The 22,179-nt window shown below is 34.0% G+C and carries 19 protein-coding genes; 15 read left to right on the forward strand and 4 right to left on the reverse strand.

Annotation, left to right across the window (positions count from 1 at the left end; all coding sequences use genetic code 11):
* The 4 genes from AAGD69_RS06670 (at position 1) to AAGD69_RS06685 (ending at position 5,470) form a co-directional block, all read left to right on the forward strand.
* Positions 1–1,446 (forward strand): TrbI/VirB10 family protein, encoded by a 1,446-nt coding sequence (locus AAGD69_RS06670; RefSeq protein ID WP_341812101.1) that lies wholly within the window; start codon positions 1–3, stop codon positions 1,444–1,446.
* 1 nt (position 1,447) lies between these two features.
* Positions 1,448–2,440: a P-type DNA transfer ATPase VirB11 gene (gene virB11 / locus AAGD69_RS06675; protein WP_341812102.1), complete on the forward strand. Its 993-nt coding sequence runs from the start codon at positions 1,448–1,450 to the stop codon at positions 2,438–2,440.
* A 30-nt stretch (positions 2,441–2,470) separates the two neighbouring features.
* On the forward strand, positions 2,471–4,471 hold the full coding sequence (locus AAGD69_RS06680) for a type IV secretory system conjugative DNA transfer family protein (RefSeq protein WP_341812103.1): 2,001 nt from the start codon (positions 2,471–2,473) through the stop codon (positions 4,469–4,471).
* A 123-nt stretch (positions 4,472–4,594) separates the two neighbouring features.
* Complete coding sequence (locus tag AAGD69_RS06685) at positions 4,595–5,470, forward strand: P44/Msp2 family outer membrane protein (protein ID WP_341812104.1); 876 nt, start codon at positions 4,595–4,597, stop codon at positions 5,468–5,470.
* A 178-nt stretch (positions 5,471–5,648) separates the two neighbouring features.
* Here the strand turns inward: AAGD69_RS06685 and prmC are convergent, their stop codons facing one another.
* Both prmC and ispD read right to left on the reverse strand, forming a co-directional pair.
* On the reverse strand, positions 5,649–6,488 hold the full coding sequence (prmC, locus tag AAGD69_RS06690; protein ID WP_341812105.1) for a peptide chain release factor N(5)-glutamine methyltransferase: 840 nt from the start codon (positions 6,486–6,488) through the stop codon (positions 5,649–5,651).
* A gap of 861 nt (positions 6,489–7,349) precedes the next feature.
* Complete coding sequence (gene ispD, locus AAGD69_RS06695) at positions 7,350–8,561, reverse strand: 2-C-methyl-D-erythritol 4-phosphate cytidylyltransferase (protein WP_341812106.1); 1,212 nt, start codon at positions 8,559–8,561, stop codon at positions 7,350–7,352.
* Positions 8,562–8,956: 395 nt separating this feature from the next.
* On the opposite strand from ispD, the gene AAGD69_RS06700 reads away from it, so the two are divergent.
* From AAGD69_RS06700 to AAGD69_RS06750, 11 genes are all read left to right on the forward strand, one after another.
* The gene (locus AAGD69_RS06700; RefSeq protein WP_341812107.1) at positions 8,957–9,187 is read left to right on the forward strand and encodes an alpha/beta hydrolase; all 231 of its coding nucleotides are present in this window, start codon (positions 8,957–8,959) and stop codon (positions 9,185–9,187) included.
* Between the two features lie 94 nt (positions 9,188–9,281).
* The gene (locus AAGD69_RS06705; RefSeq protein ID WP_341812108.1) at positions 9,282–9,551 is read left to right on the forward strand and encodes a hypothetical protein; all 270 of its coding nucleotides are present in this window, start codon (positions 9,282–9,284) and stop codon (positions 9,549–9,551) included.
* Positions 9,552–9,600: 49 nt separating this feature from the next.
* On the forward strand, positions 9,601–10,674 hold the full coding sequence (locus AAGD69_RS06710; RefSeq protein ID WP_264735948.1) for an AI-2E family transporter: 1,074 nt from the start codon (positions 9,601–9,603) through the stop codon (positions 10,672–10,674).
* A 129-nt stretch (positions 10,675–10,803) separates the two neighbouring features.
* Positions 10,804–11,439: a DnaA ATPase domain-containing protein gene (locus AAGD69_RS06715; RefSeq protein ID WP_341812109.1), complete on the forward strand. Its 636-nt coding sequence runs from the start codon at positions 10,804–10,806 to the stop codon at positions 11,437–11,439.
* A 373-nt stretch (positions 11,440–11,812) separates the two neighbouring features.
* On the forward strand, positions 11,813–12,799 hold the full coding sequence (locus AAGD69_RS06720; protein ID WP_253309350.1) for a tyrosine recombinase: 987 nt from the start codon (positions 11,813–11,815) through the stop codon (positions 12,797–12,799).
* Positions 12,800–12,854: 55 nt separating this feature from the next.
* Complete coding sequence (locus tag AAGD69_RS06725) at positions 12,855–13,580, forward strand: lysophospholipid acyltransferase family protein (protein WP_341812110.1); 726 nt, start codon at positions 12,855–12,857, stop codon at positions 13,578–13,580.
* 51 nt (positions 13,581–13,631) lie between these two features.
* Complete coding sequence (gene rpsT, locus AAGD69_RS06730) at positions 13,632–13,901, forward strand: 30S ribosomal protein S20 (protein WP_341812111.1); 270 nt, start codon at positions 13,632–13,634, stop codon at positions 13,899–13,901.
* A gap of 80 nt (positions 13,902–13,981) precedes the next feature.
* Complete coding sequence (locus tag AAGD69_RS06735; RefSeq protein ID WP_341812663.1) at positions 13,982–15,232, forward strand: citrate synthase; 1,251 nt, start codon at positions 13,982–13,984, stop codon at positions 15,230–15,232.
* 270 nt (positions 15,233–15,502) lie between these two features.
* On the forward strand, positions 15,503–16,315 hold the full coding sequence (locus AAGD69_RS06740; RefSeq protein WP_410529812.1) for a transposase family protein: 813 nt from the start codon (positions 15,503–15,505) through the stop codon (positions 16,313–16,315).
* Between the two features lie 607 nt (positions 16,316–16,922).
* Positions 16,923–19,487 carry a DNA polymerase I gene (gene polA, locus AAGD69_RS06745; RefSeq protein ID WP_341812112.1) on the forward strand — a complete coding sequence of 855 codons (2,565 nt, stop codon included), beginning with the start codon at positions 16,923–16,925 and terminating at the stop codon, positions 19,485–19,487.
* Positions 19,488–19,538: 51 nt separating this feature from the next.
* Entirely contained in the window at positions 19,539–20,531 is a 993-nt protein-coding gene (locus AAGD69_RS06750) for a hypothetical protein (RefSeq protein WP_341812113.1), read from the forward strand.
* 36 nt (positions 20,532–20,567) lie between these two features.
* Here the strand turns inward: AAGD69_RS06750 and AAGD69_RS06755 are convergent, their stop codons facing one another.
* Both AAGD69_RS06755 and AAGD69_RS06760 read right to left on the reverse strand, forming a co-directional pair.
* Positions 20,568–21,347, reverse strand: coding sequence for an exodeoxyribonuclease III (locus AAGD69_RS06755; RefSeq protein WP_341812114.1), 780 nt, complete (start codon positions 21,345–21,347; stop codon positions 20,568–20,570).
* A complete protein-coding gene (locus AAGD69_RS06760; RefSeq protein WP_341812115.1) occupies positions 21,347–22,054 on the reverse strand; it encodes a uroporphyrinogen-III synthase in 708 nt (235 codons plus the stop codon). Before AAGD69_RS06760 ends, AAGD69_RS06755 begins: the two co-directional genes overlap by 1 nt.
* Between the last annotated feature and the right edge of the window lie 125 nt (positions 22,055–22,179).

Here is a 22,179-nt window from a genome sequence, read left to right on the forward strand (position 1 = left end):
ATGAATAAAGAAAGGCGTAACAATTCAGAAGATGAATCAGAAATAGAGAACAAGGTAGTAACAGTTGGCTCTAATCAAGGTCATAGGGCATTGATGGTCATTATTTTAGTGCTTCTGGTTGGTGGAGTGTATTATCTCTATTTTAGTCCTTCTCATAAAGAGGGTTCAGAAGTTATTAAAAAAGAGGAAACAAAGCAAAATGTTCAAGAATTGAAGGGAAAGTTGGAACAAGTTCCAGATAATGTAATGGTTCCTGAAAGAATAATAACTGATCCCTTACCACCCTTACCTCCTCTTCCTACACCACCAATCATACCAGAAATAAAACAAATTAGAAAAGAAGAAGAGAAACCAAAAGAAACTCCTGTGTCAAATATACCTATTTTGCCAAAGCAAAATTTTCCTTCTAGTAATGTTATGGGCAATTTACCTACCTCGTTTCCTACAATAGGGGGTGGCGGTTATCCTAGAGACAGACGTAGTGCACAAATGTTAACAATTTCAGGTGATGGTGGAGAGAATAAGGCTGCTGATGCTATTTTATCTGACACTTCAGCACAATCGAGCAAAGCTACCAGAGTAGGAAAGATTGGTTTAATGGTTACTCAAGGTAAAATTATTGATGCTGTTCTTGAAACTGCAATAAACTCTGATCTGCAAGGAATGCTGCGTGCTATGGTGAGTAGAGATGTTTATGCAGAAACTGGTGATACAGTTTTAATACCTAAAGGCTCAAGATTGATAGGCAGTTATTCATTTGACTCGAATGTCGCAAGAGCTCGTGTAAATATAAACTGGAGTAGGGTCATTCTTCCTCATGGAATAGATATTGCTATCTCATCACTTAGTACTGACGAGCTTGGTAGAGCAGGGATAGCAGGAATAGTTGATAATAAAATAGTAAGTGCATTATTCTCTTCAGTGGCACTTGCTGGTGTTTCAATTGGTTCATCTGTTGTAGGACAAAAGGCCTCTAATCTTATTGGTACGCTAACTCCTATGGATGCGGTGAGATCCATCACTGTAACTGAAATAGATTTTTCTTCATTCAAAGATGTTATTGGTGAAGCAGCAAAGGGTAAATCTAGTGATAAATGGAAACTGGGCCTTGGAGCTATTGGAGAAATTCGTAATGCTAAAAATGAGCAAGATTTGCTGAAAATAATGAAAAAGGAAATAGCAAAAGCGCTAGAAATTGAGGAAGACAAGGTTACTATAAGCCTGGAAAATGTAAATCAACTGTTACAACAATTTCAAAGAAAAAGCAAGTCTGTTTATGATGAAGCAATCGGCAAGTCAATCAATGATTTTTCTAAAGATATGCGAGATATAGTGGGCAGATATACAGATAAAAAACCAACTATTTATGTCGATCAAGGCACCGCATTGAAAGTATTTGTTAACCAAGATATAGTATTTCCTTCACAGGCAATATTAAATCAATGAAATGAATTATGCTGCACTTGATACATATTTGGAGCCATTACAAGGCATATTTCAAGAAGAAGGCGTAAATGAAATATCAATAAATAAGCCAAAGGAAGTATGGATTGAAAATCGCGGTGAAATAAGGTGTGAAAAATTAGAAGTATTCGATCTTAACCATTTGAAATCTCTTGGCAGACTGATTGCTCAAGCTACAGAACAAAAACTTAGCGAAGAAGCACCTTTACTTTCGGCAACATTACCAAATGGTTATCGTATACAGATAGTATTTCCACCAGCATGTGAACCTGATAAAGTAGTCATGTCGATCCGTAAGCCTTCTAGCATGCAATTAGCACTCGATGATTACGAAAAAATGGGGGCTTTTTCTGAAACTGTTACAGAAGCAACTGATAATCCAGCTGACCGTCATTTGGATTTACTGTTAAGGCAAAAAAAAATAAAAGAGTTTTTAGAATACGCTGTAATAAGTAAGAAAAATATTATAATTAGCGGTGGAACTTCCACTGGTAAGACTACTTTTACTAATGCTACTTTGCGTGCTATTCCAGATGAGGAAAGAATTATTACTGTTGAGGATGCAAGGGAAATCGTTTTGAACGATCATCCAAATAGAGTGCATCTGATTGCCTCCAAAGGAGGTCAGGGCAGAGCAAAAGTAACCACTCAAGATTTGATAGAGGCGTGCTTACGTTTAAGGCCAGACAGAATAATAGTTGGTGAACTCCGTGGAGAGGAAGCTTTTAGTTTTCTTAGGGCGATAAATACTGGTCACCCTGGATCAATATCAACCCTTCATGCAGATAGTCCAACAATGGCCCTTGAGCAAATAAAATTGATGGTTATGCAGGCAAATCTTGGCATTCCTCCAGACCAAATTATACCATACATTAGAAATGTGATTGATATTGTTATTCAGCTAAAAAGAACCGGTGGGGGCAAAAGAAGCATTTCTGAGATATTATTTACTAGATCTGCGAGCGAAAATGCTTAAATTTATACATAAGTTAAAAAAGAGTAGTTTATGAGTAATGGAAATCACCTACGTAATATTCTCATAGGAGGTGTAGTAGCTTTTAGCGTACTTGAGTTTTGCTTCTATCTATCTGGTATATTGTTTGTTCTGTTTGCTGATGGTCCGGATGCTGTGGATTTTAAGGCAATTAATCCTAGTTTGACGCCTTTCCCTCAAGCTCTTTGGCCAACGATTTTTGATCATATACAATATTGTTGGCACCACCCAGAGTTATATCGCCTTGAGCTCAAATTTAAATTAATTCTATCTTCTACAATGCCTATTGTTGTTTTAATGATTATCTTATGGAATTTAAGAGAAAGGATAATTGAGTGGCGACCATTTAAAAAGAAAGAATCACTTCATGGAGACTCGCAGTGGGCATCAGAGAAAGACATACGAAAAGCAGGATTAAGAAGCAAAAAGGGATTATTGCTTGGTAAAGATAAAAGAGGATACTTTATTGCTGATGGGTTTCAGCATGCATTGTTATTTGCACCTACAGGTTCTGGTAAGGGTGTTGGCTTTGTAATTCCTAATTTATTATTTTGGACTGACTCGGTAATTGTACACGACATAAAATTAGAAAACTATGAAATAACAAGTGGTTGGCGAGAACGACAAGGACAAAAAGTATACGTATGGAATCCAGCGCAGCCAGATGGAATAAGTCACTGTTACAATCCATTACAATGGATTAGTAAAAAACCTGGGCAGATGGTTGACGATGTGCAGAAAATAGCTAACCTAATCATGCCTGAACAAGACTTTTGGCAAAATGAAGCAAGAAGCTTATTTGTTGGAGTGGTATTATACTTACTTGCTGCACCAGAGAAAGTTAAATCTTTTGGTGAAGTTGTGCGTACGATGCGTAGTGATGACGTAGTTTATAATCTTGCTGTTGCTCTTGATACAATGGGTAAAATACTACACCCTGTAGCATATATGAATATTGCAGCTTTTTTACAAAAAGCTGATAAAGAAAGGTCGGGTGTTGTATCAACTATGAACTCATCGCTTGAATTGTGGGCAAACCCATTGATTGATACTGCAACTGCGTCAAGTGATTTTGATATTTTAGATTTTAAAAAGAAGAAAACTACAGTTTATGTTGGTTTAACTCCTGACAACTTGACTAGGCTCAGGCCTTTAATGCAGGTTTTTTACCAACAGGCAACTGAGTTTTTATGTAGAAAATTGCCATCGGATGACGAGCCTTATGGTGTATTGTTTTTAATGGATGAGTTTCCTACACTTGGAAAAATGGAGCAATTTCAAACAGGTATTGCATATTTTCGTGGTTATCGAGTTAGGTTATTCTTAATTATTCAAGATACTGAGCAGCTCAAAGGAATATATGAAGAAGCAGGAATGAACTCCTTTTTGTCAAACTCGACTTACAGAATAACTTTTGCAGCCAATAATATTGAAACAGCTAATTTAATATCGCAACTTATAGGAAACAAAACTGTACAACAAGAATCGTTGAATAAGCCTAAATTTTTAGATTTAAATCCTGCTTCAAGGTCGTTGCATATCTCTGAAACACAGAGAGCATTGCTATTGCCTCAAGAAGTTATTATGTTGCCACGCGACGATCAGATAATTTTAATAGAGTCGACTTACCCAATTAAATCAAAGAAAATTTTGTACTATAGTGATATCACCTTCACAAAAAGACTGCTCAAGCAAACTCGTGTGCCTACACAAGAACCATATGACCCAAACAAAGTTCTTTCTGCTGCTGCGAGCAAAGATAAGGTTAATAATGAGGGGAATAATGCTCTTGAGGGGCCTAATTCAGTTGATTATCCTGCTGAAACTAAAACAGAGGATGCAGTGTATGATGAATCAGATGAATTTGCAGACGAAGATATTGACGATAAGTTTGAAGATGATGATGACGGGTTTGATGACGAGAGGAGCAATGATAGGTTTGATGACGAAGACGAGGAGGATGAATTTGAAGATGAGGATATTGACGATAAATTAAAAAATGATCAAAAATAAAGGTTGATTTTGCCTATTTTTTAGCTTAGAAAAGTGCAAGTTATGCAAACAATTAGCTTTTTCATATTAAACCATTTTTAATTAATTAGTATTAGATTAGCTATTTTAACTAGGGGAGTAGTAATGATTAATAAAAAAACGTTAGCGGTTACAGCACTTACTTTGTTGTTATCACAACAATCTTTTGCAAGTGAAACAGAAGGATTTTACTTTGGTAGTGGGTATTACGGTCAATTTTTAAATGGCATGGGTGAGTTGAAAGCAAAAATTGGAGATAAGGATGCTGCAGATACTAATAAGGTATATATAAATGAAAGAAATGCTGAGAGTACAGAAGGTCAGTTACTAAGTAAGTATAAAGGAGATTATAATCTACCTTTTGCTGCAAATGTAGCATTTGGTTACACAGGGGAATTGAATGGCAACAGCTATAGGGCTGAATTGGAAGGGATGTATTCTTCTGTAAAATTGGATAATATTGGTTTAACAAGTAGACAAATAACTGTTTCATACCTAAAGGACATTGGTGAGAATGCTGATAAAAGAACTTATTTGTATAGTGTTGCAGTTAGTCATGACCAAATTGAGAACATATCTGTAATGGCAAATGTTTATCATCATTGGAAAAGTGACCGTTTCTCTTTTTCTCCTTACGTTGGTATTGGAATCGGTGCAACAAGAATGACAATGTTTGAAAAATCGTCAATAAGACCTGCAGGTCAATTAAAAGCTGGCTTTGATTATCGCATAAACGAAGATGTAAATATGCATATCGGATATAGAGGTTTTGGTGTTTGGAATGATAGTGTTAAACTTCAAGCAGAAGAATTAGGACAAATAAGCATAAAAGATAAAGTATCTGCATTTGATAGAGAGAAGAAATCAAAAGTATTAAAGAAGGGCAAAAAAATAACAGAAGTTATGAATATAGGCAATCAACTATTTCACACACACGGCATAGAGGCTGGTCTTACTTTCCACTTTGCCAGCAAAGCTTAAACATGTTGCCCTTTAAAAAATGCATGGCTAACCAAAACCGTTCCTGTCATCCTATGGATTGACCATAGGATCTAGTTAAATATAGATCCCAGTGTCACGCACTGGGATAACGAGGTAGAGGGTACTGGGATGACATAGGATAATATGGGATGAAGGAGATAATACAAGAAAACATTAGCTATGTTTTTTGCATAACAATGCACCTCTTCATTCCTGCCAAATTATGTACATATTCCTGAAAAGCTAATTTGTATGAGGGTATTATTTTGTCAATATCATTTTGATCTTCACCTATCTCCAATATTGCAAACCCATTTTTTTTAAGGCACTTTTTCAATATTGGAAAAATACTCAAGTAACAGTTTAAACCATCAATTCCACCATCAAGAGCAATTCTTGGTTCCTTTTGCACTTCGGCTTGCAGGTCTTTCAATTTGCTTCTTTTAATATATGGAGGATTACTGATTATAAGATCGAATGAACCTCTGCACTCTGTCCATGAGCTTGGAAATATTTTGGCTCTGCTGAGAAGATTATGTTTCTTTGTGTTCTGATAGGCAACTTTGTATGCTTCCAAGCTTTTTTCAAAACCGACGCCAACAGCATATTTATACTCACTAAGTACGGATATCAATAAACAACCTGTGCCTGTACCAAAATCTGCAATTTTTAGTCTCTGCTTTTTATTTGGGTAATATTTTAACACCGTTGAGATTAGTGTTTCACTATCTGGTCTTGGATCCAAAACATGCTGGTTAACTATAAAATTTTTACTCCAGAATTCACGATTACCTATTATTTGCGATATTGGATATCTTTCCGCTCTTTTTTTTGTTAATTTCCAAAATAAAAGTTCTTTCTCCATCGGCACTTGATCAACATGGTTCATAATTATGAATGATCTTTCCACTCCAAGTACGTGCTGCATGATGATTTCACAATCTAAATGTGGTGATTCAACTTTATGTGACGATAATAACTCCGATCCTTCTTGAATTAAATTGCTGATTGTTTTCATTATTCTAAAAATGTGTTCCTTTCAGCCATAAACGATGAGTATATATAGCTAGCTTAAATAAGGCTTACCTTCTCTGTCATCCTATGGCTTTACCATAAGATCTAGTTAAAAAAATTCTAGATTCCAGTGTCAGCTACTTGCATGACACCATTTGCTATGCGGATTACCTTAGCCTAGAATAACTGCATCAGATCCCAGCGTCAAGCACTGGGATGACACCCTACTTAACCGTCATACCGCCTCGGTATCTCTTAGCCGCTAACACGTAGCAGGATGACGAGGTTATCGTCATACCACCGCAGACCGTCATCCGCCGCGAACCGTCATACCACCACGAACCGTCATACCGCGATTCATTCGCGGTATCTCATCCGCTAACACGTAGCGGGATGACGATTCTTCAAATCGTCAAGGTGTCATCCCAGTGCCCTGACTACTTGGATCCAGAAAACTTAACTTTAAATAAGTGGCTGCATAATAAAGACTAGATTCCAGCGTCACGCGCTGGAATGACACCATTTTCGGTCTCTTAAATTGCTTTAGCTACAAACATTAAGAAATTTACCAGGGAGAAAAAAAAGGCAAAGAACTCCCGTGGTGCAAGTTTTGACTCTCTAATACTTTAAATTGGCGCTGTAATAATGTGCTGACGCTTAGTTTAAGCGCGGTTTGGCTGAATGTAGAAAAAATTTAAAAGACATGCAGCCGCTATAATTTTATGTAATCCGCCAAAAAATACCCTAAGTTTTTTACTGAATTTTGTCATTGAGCCTGCAGGTCAAAAACAAGTTTCGAGTCATAAATACCCTTATTATCATAATAAGGGGGCTGGCGGAGGGTGTCAAGTAAGTTTTTTCGTTTCTATTCCCAATAAAAGTTTGTATGCAATAACACAGAAACATATGCTGCTATTCCTTCATTTCTTCCAATAGAACCTAATTTTTCTGCAGTGGTTGCTTTGATATTTACAAATTCATCATCAATTTCTAATGCTTTTGATATGAATTTCTTCATTTCTACTTTGTAAGGCGATATTTTAGGCTCCTCACAAACTATAGTAATATCTAAATTAGACACGCTGTACCCTTTTTCCTTTGCTTTTTTAGCAGCAAAGTCAAGAAAGTGAGATGAATTGCAATCTTTCCATTCAGAGGAACTAGGAGGAAAGTGCTCTCCTATGTCGCCAAATCCCAGTGCTCCGAGTATTGCATCAACGATTGCATGTATTGCAACATCACCATCAGAGTGCGCTTCTATTGCCATGTTGTGTTCAATTTCCACACCGCAAATTTTTATAAAGCTCTCAGCACCATTTTGAACTTTAATGAACTTATGTATATCATAACCAGTTCCGACACGAAATTTTGGCTCTTCAAAGAGAAGCTTTGCCATATTGATATCCTCTTTTGTGGTTAACTTAAAATTGCTTTTCTCACCTTTAATAATCGCAACATGTTTTTTGTGCTCTACCATTAGTGATGAATCGTCAGTAAATTCTTTGTCTGATTGATAGCACGATAATAATTCTTTGAAATTAAAAATTTGAGGAGTTTGTATGGCTCTGAGTTTTCCTCTTGAAATCGTAGATTCAACGAAATTATTACCCACCAATGACATAGTGTCTTCGACTTCTATTGCTGGTACTACTCCTGTATATTGATCATTAATCATGGACTGAGCCAAGTTATCTATCAGAACATCTGACACAAAAGGCCTACAAGCATCGTGTATAACTACAAAATCTGGGTTAACTTTTTGTAAGCTTTTAAGCCCTAGTTTAACTGAATTTTGCCTGTTTTCTCCTCCGTATACAGGGCTTAGTAATTTAGTGTCTGTAATTAGTGATATAGCTTTCTCATAGAAATTTTCATGGTCTCTATTAATTGCTATTCTTATGTAATCTATATATTGGTTAGCCAGAAATCTTTTAATTGCATGAAATAAAACAGATTTACCTGCAAGTTTTGTATACTGCTTAGGAATTGTGTTACTACATCTACTGCCTACTCCTGCTGCAACTATTAATGCTGCTATTTTGTATTTCTTAAGTCTGTTAGTGTGCATATTTATCATTTTCAGCGTAAGTGTATAGTAACAAGTTATTTACAGTTTAAAAAAAAGAGTGTATTATCTTATAAGATATAATACGATGCTAGAATACACATTACTAAGTGTAATAAAGAAAATGAGATACACCTTATATTCTTTCATGGAATAGGGGATAATCATAAAAATGCTCAACAGTGCTTACAGCATTTATGTGGCAGAAATAGGCTAAAAGCTATTGCTCATACACATAAATATCCGGCTATATTCCAAAACTACATAACTTATGCTGCAGTTAGCTTTTTGTTCCTCGTGGCATCTGTATCAGCGCCCATTGCAATATTACTACTTAAAGCCCCATAACAGCTGGAGTAGTTGGTTTAGCAAGCTTAGCTGCTCTAACTTGCATTTTTTTATCCGTAATGCTTATTATTATTCCCTTTATAAATAGAGATCAAAGTTTGCTTAAGCCCTCGATAGAAGAAATCAATGAATTAATAGACAAGGGTGTGAGGCCTGAAAACATTATACTTTTTGGCCATTCCTTTGGAGGAGCAGTTGCATCAGCAGTTTTGAAGCACTTTGCAGACAAAAACGTTAAACTTGGAAGTGTTTTTTTACTAGCACTTTCAGCTCTTTTCATACAGCAATAGGGCATTTTCCGATCCCTCAAGCAAAAATTTAAGTATGTTGCCCTCATCCATTTTTAAAAAATTGCTAAAGGCTTTAGATCTAGATTTTGATTTAGTGAACGATATACGAAAGTTGCGAGATGAGGGAAAATTAAATATGCCAATAATAGTTATTAATAGCAAAAGAGATTACTTAATACCACAACCTGCACAATTGGCACACGCAATAGAAAATGATGTATTGCTACGTGGAAAATTGATCAAGACTGTTAATTCGAAAAGGTATGAAGATGATCCACATAACGGAGTTTTATCTAGTTGGGAATTGGGTGAAAATTTGATTGACCTAATACTTAATAAAATTGATAAAACAATGAATAGATAGTATTTACAATAAACTGTATATTTTTCAGTAAATTGACTATGCTAAACGCATGCAAAAACGTCATATAACTATTTGTTTTATACTGCTTTTTATAATAGGGATGTTATTCCTGATGCGTCCTATGATTTTTCCATGTTTAATGTCTATTGTTATTGCATATTTGTTTAATCCGCTAGTAGTCAAGTTTGAAAAGTATAGAATACCGCGTTCATGTTCTGTAATTTTTATAATACTTGTTTTATTAATAGCTTTTATACTAGTTATAACATTTGTTTTACCTATTATATATGTTCAAATTACTTCAATATTAAATTTCTTAGTGAGTAAAGTGCCTTCATTAAAACTTAAAGTAATCCCCTCTGTATTAGAATTTCTTAATATAAAAATCGAGGATAGCTTATTTGATCACTTATCTAAAAATCTAGCAGAAAATTACAGCGACTATGTATCTTATTTCATAAATGCTCTTGATATTGCTAGTAACTTTATAATCCAAGTGTTAAGTTCAAGCTTTAGCTTGATTCACACGGTATCATTAATGGTGATTACTCCTGTAGTGTTTTTCTATATATTACGTGATTGGCCTTTAATTATAGAAAAAGCTAATAAATTAATTCCTGTTTCTTATAGAGAAAAAGTTGCAAATTATTTTTCCAAAGTGGATTTCATCATATCTAATTATCTAAAGGGGCAGGTAAATGTATGTATTGTCATGATGGTCTTTTACTCTGTGAGCCTGAGCATAATCGGATTGAAACACTCTATTGTTATTGGAATTTTATCAGGAATATTAACGTTCATACCTTACGTAGGACCATTATTATATACCATTATTGGGTTTTTGAGCGCTATTACTCAATTTAGTGAATGGTTTGAAAGTGCTGCCGTTTTGCTATTATTTGGTGTTGGACAATTAATAGATTCAAACATATTAGTTCCTTTATTAATAGGAAAAAAAGTTCATATACATCCAACTGTAATTATTCTGGGAATTACTATATGCGCTTCATATTTTGGATTTACAGGTATATTACTTTTTATTCCAATAATAGCAATGTTCAATGTATCAGTAGAATATGCAATCAATAAATATTTTAAAAGTGAGCTTTATAAAAACGGCTAACAGACCTTTTGCATAATCAATTTATGGTAAGAGGAGAAATGAGCCCAGAATACCTGAGATATTTGAGGAGCGTAAGTAAATTTCTGCGCAAAAATTACTACCAGAAAGAGGTTACGTAAGAGGTTTAATGTGCAATTAAATTTATTTAACAACAATCAAGCTGATTATAGTCGGCAAAATTACATCATCTTAGATGAAAATAAGCACATATATAATTCAGTAATTGAGGATTTATCTTGGAAATCTCTCATTCTTTTTGGACCTAAAAGCTCTGGTAAAACTCATCTTGCTCATATTTGGCAGTCAATAAACGATGCAATTTTTATCAATGTGAATAACTTTGTAAGCGAGATTAGGTATAGCGATGCTTTTATTTTAGAAGACGTACAAAACATTAAAGATGAAGAAATGTTATTACATTGTTACAATTACATGAAAGAAAATGATAAGAAGCTGCTAATCACTTCTTCAATTTCACCAAAAAAACTTAACTTCAAACTAAGAGATTTAAGTTCTCGAATATTATCAACTATCAGCGTAAAAATTTTGCCTGCAAGCGAAGAATTATTAAGAATCATGCTAATAAAACGATTTTCAGATAAACAGTTAAAAATTGATTTAAAAGTGATTAATTATATTTTAGCAAGAATAGAACGTTCTTTCTATAGCATTGATAAAATTATAGAGAAGATAGATAATGAATCTATAAGGTCAAATGTGACCGTTCCTTTTATTAGCACTTTATTTAAAAAAGATGCCATTTGATTTCTTCTTTTGTAAAGTACTCATTGTATATATTAAAAATTTATTAACACCCATAACACTAACGTAATTGAAATCTCTATCTGTCCATGTTAGAATTATAATAAATGTTATGTTATAATAAATATAGATAGATACAGCTAAGAAGTATTCTATATTTATAGTAGAGCTCACTTTATAAGGTGTTTTTTATAGATTTGACGTTATAATTTAACTATGATAAGAGTAAGATTAAATTTAAAAAAAAGGTTAAAGCAAAGGTTTGTGATGTTCACTCTATTGATAAATGCCTTATTTGTCTCATATTTTCTCATAAGACACATAGGAAACACTTCCAATCAAATTATAGCCAAAGAAATAAATATAGGAGCTGATAATGAAAAATAAACAGTCGCAAAATAAAAAAGAAAATCTTTACATAACATATTACATAGATGCTTTGGCTTCAGAGAGGTCCGCTACACAAAATACTCTGGAAAGTTATCGTTCGGATTTACACCAGTTTGAAGAATTTTTATTAGAAAGCGGCACTACCTTGGTTGGCGTAAACAAAACCAATATTAAAGATTATGTGAAATATCTATGTACACAAAAAAAATATAAAAGTAGCTCTATATCAAGAAAAATATCCGCTATGAAAAATTTCTATAAGTGTCTATTTAATGACGGAATAATAGATTTTAATCCAGCACCGGCTAATGATGCTGAATTAAAGAATCCAAAAGTTTCTCGTCCTTTGCCTAAGTATTTAAGTGTCGAAGAAATATTTTTGCTAATGGACGCAGTGAGAAAATCAGCAAGCGAATCGAATAAAGAGATAAGCAGTAAAAGGCTATGTGCGATTTTAGATATCCTTTACTCTTCTGGAATGCGTGTTTCTGAACTAATTGATATGAAGTTATGTGAAGTGTCACATTTAATAAACAGTAATAACAAAGAATGCTATATAATAATAAAAGGAAAAAGTGGTAGAGAGAGGCAAATTCTTTTTAATGAACAAGCATTGCAGAGCCTTAGAAATTATTTATCAGTTCGTGACAATCTGATCCCTAACGAAAAGGAATCCGATTGGCTATTCCCAGGTGATAAACCTAATAAACCAATTACAAGGCAGAGGGTCGGTCAATTAATGAAGGAGTTAGCAAGAAAATGCAATATTGATGAAAATAAGATCTCTCCACACGTGATTAGGCATTCTTTTGCTACCCATCTACTGGATAGCGGAGCAAATATTGTGTTGATACAGAAAGTTCTTGGCCATACTAACCTTTCTACAACACAAATATATACTCATATTGCTAACGAAAAGTTAAAGGACAAATTAGCTGATTCGCATCCTATTACTCAGATGATCAATAATTAAACTTATTGCTTTTAATTTGTAGTAAAGTTAAATTCAAATAAGTTTATGTGAGTTTGTGATTTCAAGTTTATTGTTTAATTTCTTCCTTATATTATGGGAAGTATTCTATACTTTAATTGCTCTCCCTGTAATTTTCTTTCCTGAGTATGTAATAACCATTTTCCTCGTCTGTTCGGTGAGAGTTGTATTATTCATGCTGCGTTTATTATGTGGCATTAAATATGAAGTGAGGGGAATGGAAAACATTCCTAAGCAACCTTTTATCATTGCATCTAAACACCAATCTCCATTTGAAACATTTATTTTTATACTACTATTTAGAAAAGCGGTTTTTATTTTAAAACGTGAATTGAAATGGATTCCATTCATTGGTTTACATCTTATAGCGCTGAAAATGATTTTTATTAACCGTTCAGATGGTATCAGTTCTATACGCCATATAATTAAACTAGCAAAAATGCGTATAAAAGAAAATAGAAGCATAATAATATTTCCTGAAGGTACAAGAACGACTATAAACCAAAATATAAAATATCAACCAGGTATTGCTGCTTTATATAGCGTATTATCTGTTCATGTGTTACCGGTTGCTTTAAACACTGGTTTGTTTTGGCCAAAAAGCATACTTTCTCTGAGAAAAAATCCCGGAAAGGCAGTAATAGAAATATTGCCCCCAATATATCCTGGGTTAAACAAAAATGAATTCTTGCAAAGTTTAGAAAAAATTATTGAAGAGAGAAGCAGTAGATTAACCATAGAAAAAACTGATATTGCAAATTAACAAAAAAACTTTATAATTAAAAAAAAAGTACAGTATTTTAGGTATTAATATATGGTAAATCATAAGAGTGCTAAAAAAATGATAAAGGTAATAGCAAAGCGCACTTTAATAAATAAGATGCGGAAAAGTAAAACTCGCACCGCTATTAGAAAATTGGTTGATATAATCAAGTCTGGCGACAAAGAAAATGTTGTTCTGGCATTTCGGAATGCTGAATCTAATTTACACAAGTGTGTGAATAAAGGTGTTATTCATAGGAATACTGCTGCGCGTAAAATAAGTCGCTTAAATGCAAAAGTAAAAGCATTGATGACCGCTTAATACGGTTAATGTAAAGTTAACTGTATTAATATATACTCTTCAGTTTGTATATTCTGTATAAAATTTAAGTAGCTTAAGTGATGGATAAAAAAGTGCTATTAGAACTAAGTAATGGATTAAAAATTGAGCTACCCATATTAAGTGGAACAATAGGTCCTGACGTGTTAAATATCAAGGATTTATATAAGACGACAGGATTATTCACTTATGATCCGGGGTTTGTTTCTACAGCTTCATGTTCTTCTTCGATTACATTTATTGATGGAGATGAAGGAGTTCTTAAATATAGGGGACATGATATAGCTGATTTGGCAGAGAATAATAGTTTTACTGCTGTGATTTATTTATTACTCTATGGTGAACTACCCAGTTCAGAGCAACACAAAAAATTTCTTCTCAAAATACAAGAATCATCCAAAGTATCAGAGCAAGTTACAAACGTAATCAAAGCATTTCCAAAAACTGCTCACCCTATGTCGATTTTAGTTGCATGTTTTGCAAATTTGTCAGCATCTTACCATGAAACACATGGCAACAATGTCAATGGTGAAGATTTAGATTTTGGAATTTCTGCAATAGCACAAGTTCCTGCAATTGTTGCAATTATTTATAGGCATATAAACAATCAGGAATTCATAAATGCTAACAATGAATTAAGTTACAGTGAAAATTTCTTAAAGATGATATTTGGCGATGCTGTTGATAATGATAAAAGCGCCCTTTTTGCAAAAGCTCTGGATAAAATATTTACTCTCCATGCTGATCATGAACAGAATGCTTCTACGGCGGCTGTCAGATTGGTGGGATCGGCTGGTTCTAATCTGTTTGCAAGCCTCTCTGCAGGAGTTGCTACACTTTGGGGACCAGCACATGGTGGAGCTAATGAAGCAGTTATAAATATGCTAAAAGAGATAGAGCAAAGTGAAGATATAGATAAATTCATCGAAAAAGCTAAAGATGATAAAGATCCATTTAAATTGATGGGATTTGGACATCGTGTTTATAAAAATTATGATCCGCGCGCGCGGATATTGAAAGACGCTTGTCATGAGGTTCTAAGTAAACTAGAACAAAATAATGAATTGCTCAAAATTGCAAAAAAACTTGAAGAAATAGCTTTAAAGGATGAATATTTTATCGTGCGTAAGTTATACCCAAATGTTGATTTTTACTCAGGTATAATAATGAATGCTATCGATATTCCCTCAAATATGTTCACGCCTATTTTTGCACTTGCAAGAACCACTGGTTGGGTTACTCAGTGGTATGAAATGATAAATGATAAAGAAACTAAGATCTGTAGACCAAGGCAACTCTATTTTGGTAAATAAATTTATTTTCACTTCATTTACAATTTTTCTTTGAGCAATTTAACTTCTAAGATCTTCAAATATTTTTTTATTACCAGAGAGCAACTGAAGATCCTACTCCAAAACTGTGCTCTATAGCTGACCCAAGCAACACGTCATACCGCGATTCATTCGCGGTATCTCTTAGCATAAGACCTGCTGCAAAAGGTGATTGAAAAAATAATGTGAGAGAAGTAGAAGAAGAATAAGCAGATTGAGTAAGGTAAAAAAATGAGCTTTAGTTACTATAACATGAAGAAACACCCAAGAAACTTTCGTAATATAACAGGTTTAACTATAGAGGAGTTCGAAAAGGTAGTGGAAAAAGTTAGGTCTGGGTGGGAAAGACTTGAAAAACAAAAAAAGTGCCATGGTAGAAGATCACAACTACCAACTCTAGAAGATAAGTTATTTTGCGTAATTTTGTACTATCGCACTTACATAACACATAGATTTTTAGGGTGCCTGTTCAATGTTCACAACGCAAATGTATTTAGGTTACTGAAGAAAATAGAGCCATTACTTGCCAAAAAAGTTACTATAACAAAAGATAGAAGTATGACACCAGAAAAAATACTGAAGATTCTGGCTGATGTTACAGAACAGCAAATACAGAGACCAGAAGATAGTAAAAAACGGAAGAAATCATATTCAGGAAAAAAAAGAACCAACACTATGAAAACTGAGATTGTTATCGAAGAAGGTGGAAGAATTTTATCAGTGTCAAATTCATATCGTGGTAGAATTAATGATTTTCGCATAAGGAAACAAGAAAAATATTTACCAATCGATAGCATAAAATATGCCGATTCTGGATATCAAGGTTGGCAAAAATTGCAAAGCAATGTTATAATTCCATATAAAAAGTATCGTAAAAAGCCATTAACTCCAGAGCAGAAAGAGCATAATAGAAGATTAGCATCATTTAGAATGAGAGTAGAAAATAAGATCCGTGAGATAAAGATATTTAAGATTATGTCTCATGTTTACCGCAATTTTCAGAAAAAATACAACCTGAGGTTCAATATTATTGCTGGTATTGTGAATCTTAAGCACGCCTTTTAGTTAACCTTGATTTTAGTCACCCTCTCCTTTCCTTCTTTTTATTGCTTGATTCGCAGCAGGTCTATAGATCCCGCTAACACGTAGCGGGATGACGATTGTCGGTGAACCTAAGTTACTTTAGCTACAAACGTTAAGAAATTTACCAAGTAAAAAAAAGGCAAAAGAAACCCCGAGTAGCGAGTTTGACTCTCTAATACTTTAAATTGGCGCTGTAATAATGTGCTGACGCTTAGTTTAAGCGCGATTTGGCTAAATGTAGAAAAATTTTAAAAGACATGCAGCCGCTATAATTTTATGTAATCCGCCAAAAGATACCCTGAGTTTTTTACTGAATTTTGTCATTGAGCCTGCAGGTCAAAAACAAGTTTTGAGTCATAAATACCCTTAATGCCATGGTAAGGGGGCTGGCGGAGTTTGTCAAGTAAGTTTTTTCGTTTCTATTCCCAATAAAAGTTCGTCATATGGTTATGCAAGAAGTCTAATTGGTATAACCATGCATAAATGCTATTTTCGGCAAAATCTCTTACAATGCTCAAAAGCAGAAAAACAAAAACTTGATTTTCGCAGCTAAATAGTGGACCATCAAAAGCACGCATAAATATCTACAATGAAAGAAAAAACTTTCACAATCATCGATGGCTATGGTTTTCTTTTCAGAGCTTACTATGTACTACCTCACTTAATTACCACAACAGGAATGCCAATAGGTGGTGTATATGGCTTTCTGAATATGGTTCTTAAGTACATTGCCCATTCGGACTACTTAACTATAGCACTTGATTCAGGAAAAAAGAATTTTAGGCACAATTTATATCCTGAATACAAAGCAAACAGAGTAACGCCTCCTGAAGATCTAATTCCACAGTTCACCATACTGAGGGAAGCTGTAGAAGCTTTTAACCTCAGCTATGAAGAAATTGAAGGTTATGAAGCAGATGACATAATCGCAACACTAGCTGCAAAATACGCCAACCACCAAGACTTTAAAGTGGTAGTCGTTTCATCAGATAAAGATTTATTTCAACTCTTGAACCACAATATTTTAATATTCGACCCCATTAAAAATATATATATAGATGAAAAACAAGTAATAGAAAAATTTGGTGTAAACTCACACAAGCTTCTTGATTTATTTTCTCTAACTGGTGATGCATCTGACAACATTCCAGGTGTTCCAGGAATAGGTCCGAAGACTGCAGCTAAATTACTAGATGAATTTGATTCATTGAATAATATTATAGAGAACATTGATAACATCGAGCAAACGAGGATTCGTAATATTCTTGCTGAACATAAGGAAAAAGCGCTAATTTCAAGAGAACTTTTATCACTATGCGAAAAAGTAGACCTTCAACATGGTATTGTAAAATATGAAGTCCATTCTCCAAATATGGAGAAACTATTATCCTTTTTAAAGAAGTATGAATTCAATTCCTTAATAGGTAAAATGGAAAAGCTTTTTTCTTACAATGGATCTAGCACAGAAAAGAAAACAGAATATAGTAGTGAAGAGTTAGAGAAATTTTTGGAGCATTGTAGATATGAAGGCAAAATTGCAATTCATTACCACCTTGAAAACAATGTATTAAGTCTATCTTATAGCGAAAGTAATATTTTTTGTATAGAGCAAGACAGCATACAAAATGCACTCATTACAATCAACTCAACTTTACTCTCAAATGGGGTGCTTAAAATAATACATAACATTAAAGAGATGAGGAAAATCTTCCCTGCAGTGGAGAAGATACTAGATTCAGTTGATGATTTGATGATAATGTCGTATAGCTTGGATACAGGAAAGCATGATCACAGTATTCCAAACATAATTGCACATAATTTGAGTGGAGATGTAGAAATTTTCTCGGCAAAAACTTTAATAGCAATTCATGAAAAGCTAAAGCAAAGGTTATTTCAGGAAAAATTGTTCACAATTTACGAGCGCTTCGATAAGCCACTTATGAAAGTAATATTTGATATGGAGAAAAATGGAATATTGCTAAATATTCAAAAACTACAGGAGCTATCCGATAAATTTCAGCAGGTAATTGCCGTGCTTGAAGATGAGATATATAACTTAGCAGGGGAAAGATTTAATATTGCTTCGCCAAAGCAATTAAGTGATGTTTTATTTAATAAAATGGGGCTAAGTAAAAAGAAGAAGTCAAAGTCTGGATCGTATAGCACCAATTATGAAGTTCTAGAGGCACTCGAAGAAGAAGGGGTAGAAATTGCAGGTAAAATTTTAAGTTGGCGACATTTAAGTAAATTGAAGAGTACCTACACTGATGCATTAATAAAACAGGTTGATCCGCTCGATGATAGAATACATACAAGCTTTTCAATAACTGCAACTGCAACTGGAAGGCTGAGCTCCAGCAATCCTAATTTACAGAATATTCCTATCAGAAGCGAAGAGGGAAATCTTATCAGACAAGCGTTTATTGCACCAAAAGGATACAAGATAATTTCTGCCGACTATTCACAAATAGAGTTAAGACTCCTGGCACACGTTGCAAACGTTGCAGCATTTAAAGAAGCTTTTGCAAACGGACAAGATATTCACGATATCACCGCTAGGCAAGTTTTTGGAGTGCAAGAAATAGATGAGCAATTAAGACGCAAAGCAAAATCCATTAATTTTGGAATTATATATGGCATTAGCCCATTTGGTCTTGCAAAGCGGCTTGGAATTACCTTTCAAGAGGCTGCTGAATACATTAATTACTATTTTTCCTGTTACCCAGAAATAAAGGCCTATATGGAAAAAGCAGTGTCTATCGCAAGATTGCATGGTTATGTAGAAACTTTGTTTGGCAGGAGATGCTTCGTCAGAGACATACACAATACAATTCCTTATATGAGACAATTTGCAGAAAGGGCAGCAATAAATGCACCACTGCAAGGAACTGCTGCTGATATAATAAAACGTGCGACGATTCAGCTTTTTGATCAGCTGAAGATAGGTAAAATAATCCTCCAAGTTCACGATGAACTACTGGTTGAGGTAGAGGATGAAAAGGTACAAGAAACGACAGAACTTATGAAAGATATAATGGAAAATGCAATAGAAATTTCTATACCACTTGAAGTAGAAATAAAAATTGGCGACAACTGGGCTCTTAATTATGACTTAAACATCGTGAGTTCTAAGAGAATAAATCATTTGAACTAATACGAAAAATATGCTACAATTATAGCATAGGTAAATGCAAATAGGTCAGCCATGACAGGTATATTAGTTCCACAAAAAGAGAATGCAAAACCTTCAGAGCCATCTGCTCAGGTAATGGAGGATGAAGTAATCTTTAAGGAGGAACATAAGGCAATCTATGATGCCTTTATACAGTCGCTAGAAAACAGAGTACAATCTGAAGAATTAAAGGAAGATGATGAGACAGTACTTGCTTTCATGCTAAGTCAAAATCAGATCATATTCAAAAATGTCAAGCTAGAAGATGTAAAACCACTAAGCGAAGAAAACTTTTGTCAGCTTTTACTTTCTGTGTTTAAAGAAATTAGGGAGCAAGGCTTAGCTAGAGAAGAGAAATTAAATAATGATAAAATACAGCAAATAATAATCAAGTGTGTAGCTGATATAAGGGGTACAGAAGCTAAAGATTCATTCATAAAGCTTGCTGGGTGGCCGTTTGGAATAAAGATAGACCCAAAAAATATTTCCAGCTCTTTTATGAATTGGGTGAAAGAAAAAATACCATTCTTAGGTAAAGATAAAAAAGAAGAGGATGAACCACCACTCAGTGATGAAGAGATGGTAACAACGTTCTTACGTAAATCTTTATTTCCTATTATTGCTCTCACTACTGTAATATTATTAGGCGGCTTAAGCGGTCCAGTGTCAGTACTTGGTCTTTTTACCATCCCTCATGTTATAGTAATAGGATTTGCTGTTTTTGGTTTTGCTGCTGCTGAATATAAGGCGGTAAAAAGTCTTTTTTCAAATGACAAAAAAGGTACTTTGTATGACCCTCATTCACAAGATGAAAAGGAAAGAAAAGAATGGGGTAATGAAATTAGCGATGGTATCAATACAATTTTAGAAACCCCGGTCAAAAGAGTTGAGAAAGGCACCCCTGTTTCTGAACAAAATTCCCAGGGAAACAATAGGGAAAACGAAGAAAGTAAGCAGTCTACTGTGCTTGAACAAGTTACTTTAGATCAGCAAAAAACCACAGTGCAGCAACCAAATAAGACCTAGGTTTGCCAAAAAGTGAGTTATGTAAAAGGTCTGCTATTATTCTATAATGCATACAACAGGAGTATGATCAGATGGATTTTCTAGCTTACGCAATCTATCATCTATGTAGCATGTTTCCAATTTATCTACAGCTTGTGGCGATAATAGCATATAATCTATTCGCATTCCTTGATTGTTTCTGAGTGAATTGCCTTGATAATGCCACCAAGTGAATTGTTGCAAATTGAGGTGGGATATTCTAAACGTGTCTTTAAACCCAAGATTCAAGATTGCTCTTAACTTCTCACGTTCTTTTATATGAAAGCACACTTGGCCATTCAATAAATTTGAATCAAAAACATCAATTTCATCCAGTGCAACATTATAATCGCCAGCTATAATAGTTAACTCTTCATTTTTCAACAAAGTGCTCATCCTTTCATATAGGTTATCAAAAAACTTGAGTTTATACTCAAACGTATGAGAGTCCGGGCTTTGACCGTTTGGAACGTATACACTTCCTACCCTTATCTTACTATTGGTATACTTTATCACACATTCTATATAACGTGCTTCTTGATGACTCTCTACAACATCAATTTTTAACTTTTCCAGTATCGGATATTTAGATAAAACACAAACGCCATTTCTTGCAACTTGTCCATAGATAGCATATTCATATCCTAACTTTTCTATCTCTACATAAGGAAATTGCTCTTCCGTACATTTTATCTCTTGCAGCAAAACTATATCTATCTGACTGTCAACTATAAAACTACAAAGTTGGTTAACTCTTTTACGTATGGAGTTTACGTTCCAAGTTGCAATCTTTAGCATCAACAATCCTTATTAATTATATCAATTAAACTCTCCCCAGTAGGCAACCTCGATGTTATAATTTTTTTCCATTTGATTAACCTTAAACTATCAGCAATGTTTTTACTCATGGTATATGCAACTGTATTATTCATCACATGAGATATCCCACTTTTTAGAACTAATGAACAAAATACCCTTGCTGTCTGTGAGGAAAAAAAAGCAACACTATCAATTTTACCATCCAACAGTAAATTTTTACACCTATTAGTTAGACTCCTTTTTATAATTGTTTTATAGAGTACAACTTCTCTTACATTAAAATCTTCTTCAGATAATCTCTTTTTTAGGTCACATGATACTTCTTGTCCCCTTATATACAAGAACTTTATTGCGTTTGAATAATGAGCTTTTATGAATGATATCAGACCATCAACGTTGCTGTCTGCTGAGATTATATCAGAAAATCCCAAATTTTTTGCAGCCTGCATGGTTGAATTACCAACTGTAATAATCGGAAAGTCATCCTCTTTGCATATTTGACTAAAAACCTTTACACTGTTTTTACTTGTAGATATCACAACGTCAAATTCGTACGCAGATATATCAGGATTTAAGTACTTTATTGTGAATACTGGTTCTATAAAAACTTTGTATCCATACTTTCTCAATATATTTCTTGTATTGAACGAGTCCAATAAAGGCCTCGTTAATAAAATAGACTTCATTCTGATTTATTTCACTACTAGTAAAATAGTACCCTTTATACACAAATTACTGAATAAAAATTTTTATTTTGATGGCTTGAGCAACTATTCAAGTAATTGATATTTAAATAAGGATACTCAGTCCC

This window comes from Wolbachia endosymbiont (group A) of Conops quadrifasciatus (assembly GCF_964027015.1).
Taxonomy (GTDB): Bacteria; Pseudomonadota; Alphaproteobacteria; order Rickettsiales; family Anaplasmataceae; genus Wolbachia.

Bases quoted from the DNA above. Each gene is read 5' to 3' on its own strand.
- ispD (WP_341812106.1), bottom strand. From the start codon at position 8,561: ATGATAAATATGCACACTAACAGACTTAAGAAATACAAAATAGCAGCA.
- polA (WP_341812112.1), top strand. From the start codon at position 16,923: ATGAAAGAAAAAACTTTCACAATCATCGATGGCTATGGTTTTCTTTTC.
- AAGD69_RS06760 (WP_341812115.1), bottom strand. From the start codon at position 22,054: ATGAAGTCTATTTTATTAACGAGGCCTTTATTGGACTCGTTCAATACA.
- AAGD69_RS06720 (WP_253309350.1), top strand. From the start codon at position 11,813: ATGAAAAATAAACAGTCGCAAAATAAAAAAGAAAATCTTTACATAACA.
- AAGD69_RS06670 (WP_341812101.1), top strand. From the start codon at position 1: ATGAATAAAGAAAGGCGTAACAATTCAGAAGATGAATCAGAAATAGAG.
- AAGD69_RS06710 (WP_264735948.1), top strand. From the start codon at position 9,601: ATGCAAAAACGTCATATAACTATTTGTTTTATACTGCTTTTTATAATA.
- AAGD69_RS06740 (WP_410529812.1), top strand. From the start codon at position 15,503: ATGAAGAAACACCCAAGAAACTTTCGTAATATAACAGGTTTAACTATA.
- AAGD69_RS06750 (WP_341812113.1), top strand. From the start codon at position 19,539: ATGACAGGTATATTAGTTCCACAAAAAGAGAATGCAAAACCTTCAGAG.
- AAGD69_RS06735 (WP_341812663.1), top strand. From the start codon at position 13,982: ATGGATAAAAAAGTGCTATTAGAACTAAGTAATGGATTAAAAATTGAG.
- virB11 (WP_341812102.1), top strand. From the start codon at position 1,448: ATGAATTATGCTGCACTTGATACATATTTGGAGCCATTACAAGGCATA.
- AAGD69_RS06685 (WP_341812104.1), top strand. From the start codon at position 4,595: ATGATTAATAAAAAAACGTTAGCGGTTACAGCACTTACTTTGTTGTTA.
- rpsT (WP_341812111.1), top strand. From the start codon at position 13,632: ATGGTAAATCATAAGAGTGCTAAAAAAATGATAAAGGTAATAGCAAAG.
- AAGD69_RS06680 (WP_341812103.1), top strand. From the start codon at position 2,471: ATGAGTAATGGAAATCACCTACGTAATATTCTCATAGGAGGTGTAGTA.
- AAGD69_RS06755 (WP_341812114.1), bottom strand. From the start codon at position 21,347: ATGCTAAAGATTGCAACTTGGAACGTAAACTCCATACGTAAAAGAGTT.
- AAGD69_RS06700 (WP_341812107.1), top strand. From the start codon at position 8,957: ATGCTTATTATTATTCCCTTTATAAATAGAGATCAAAGTTTGCTTAAG.
- prmC (WP_341812105.1), bottom strand. From the start codon at position 6,488: ATGAAAACAATCAGCAATTTAATTCAAGAAGGATCGGAGTTATTATCG.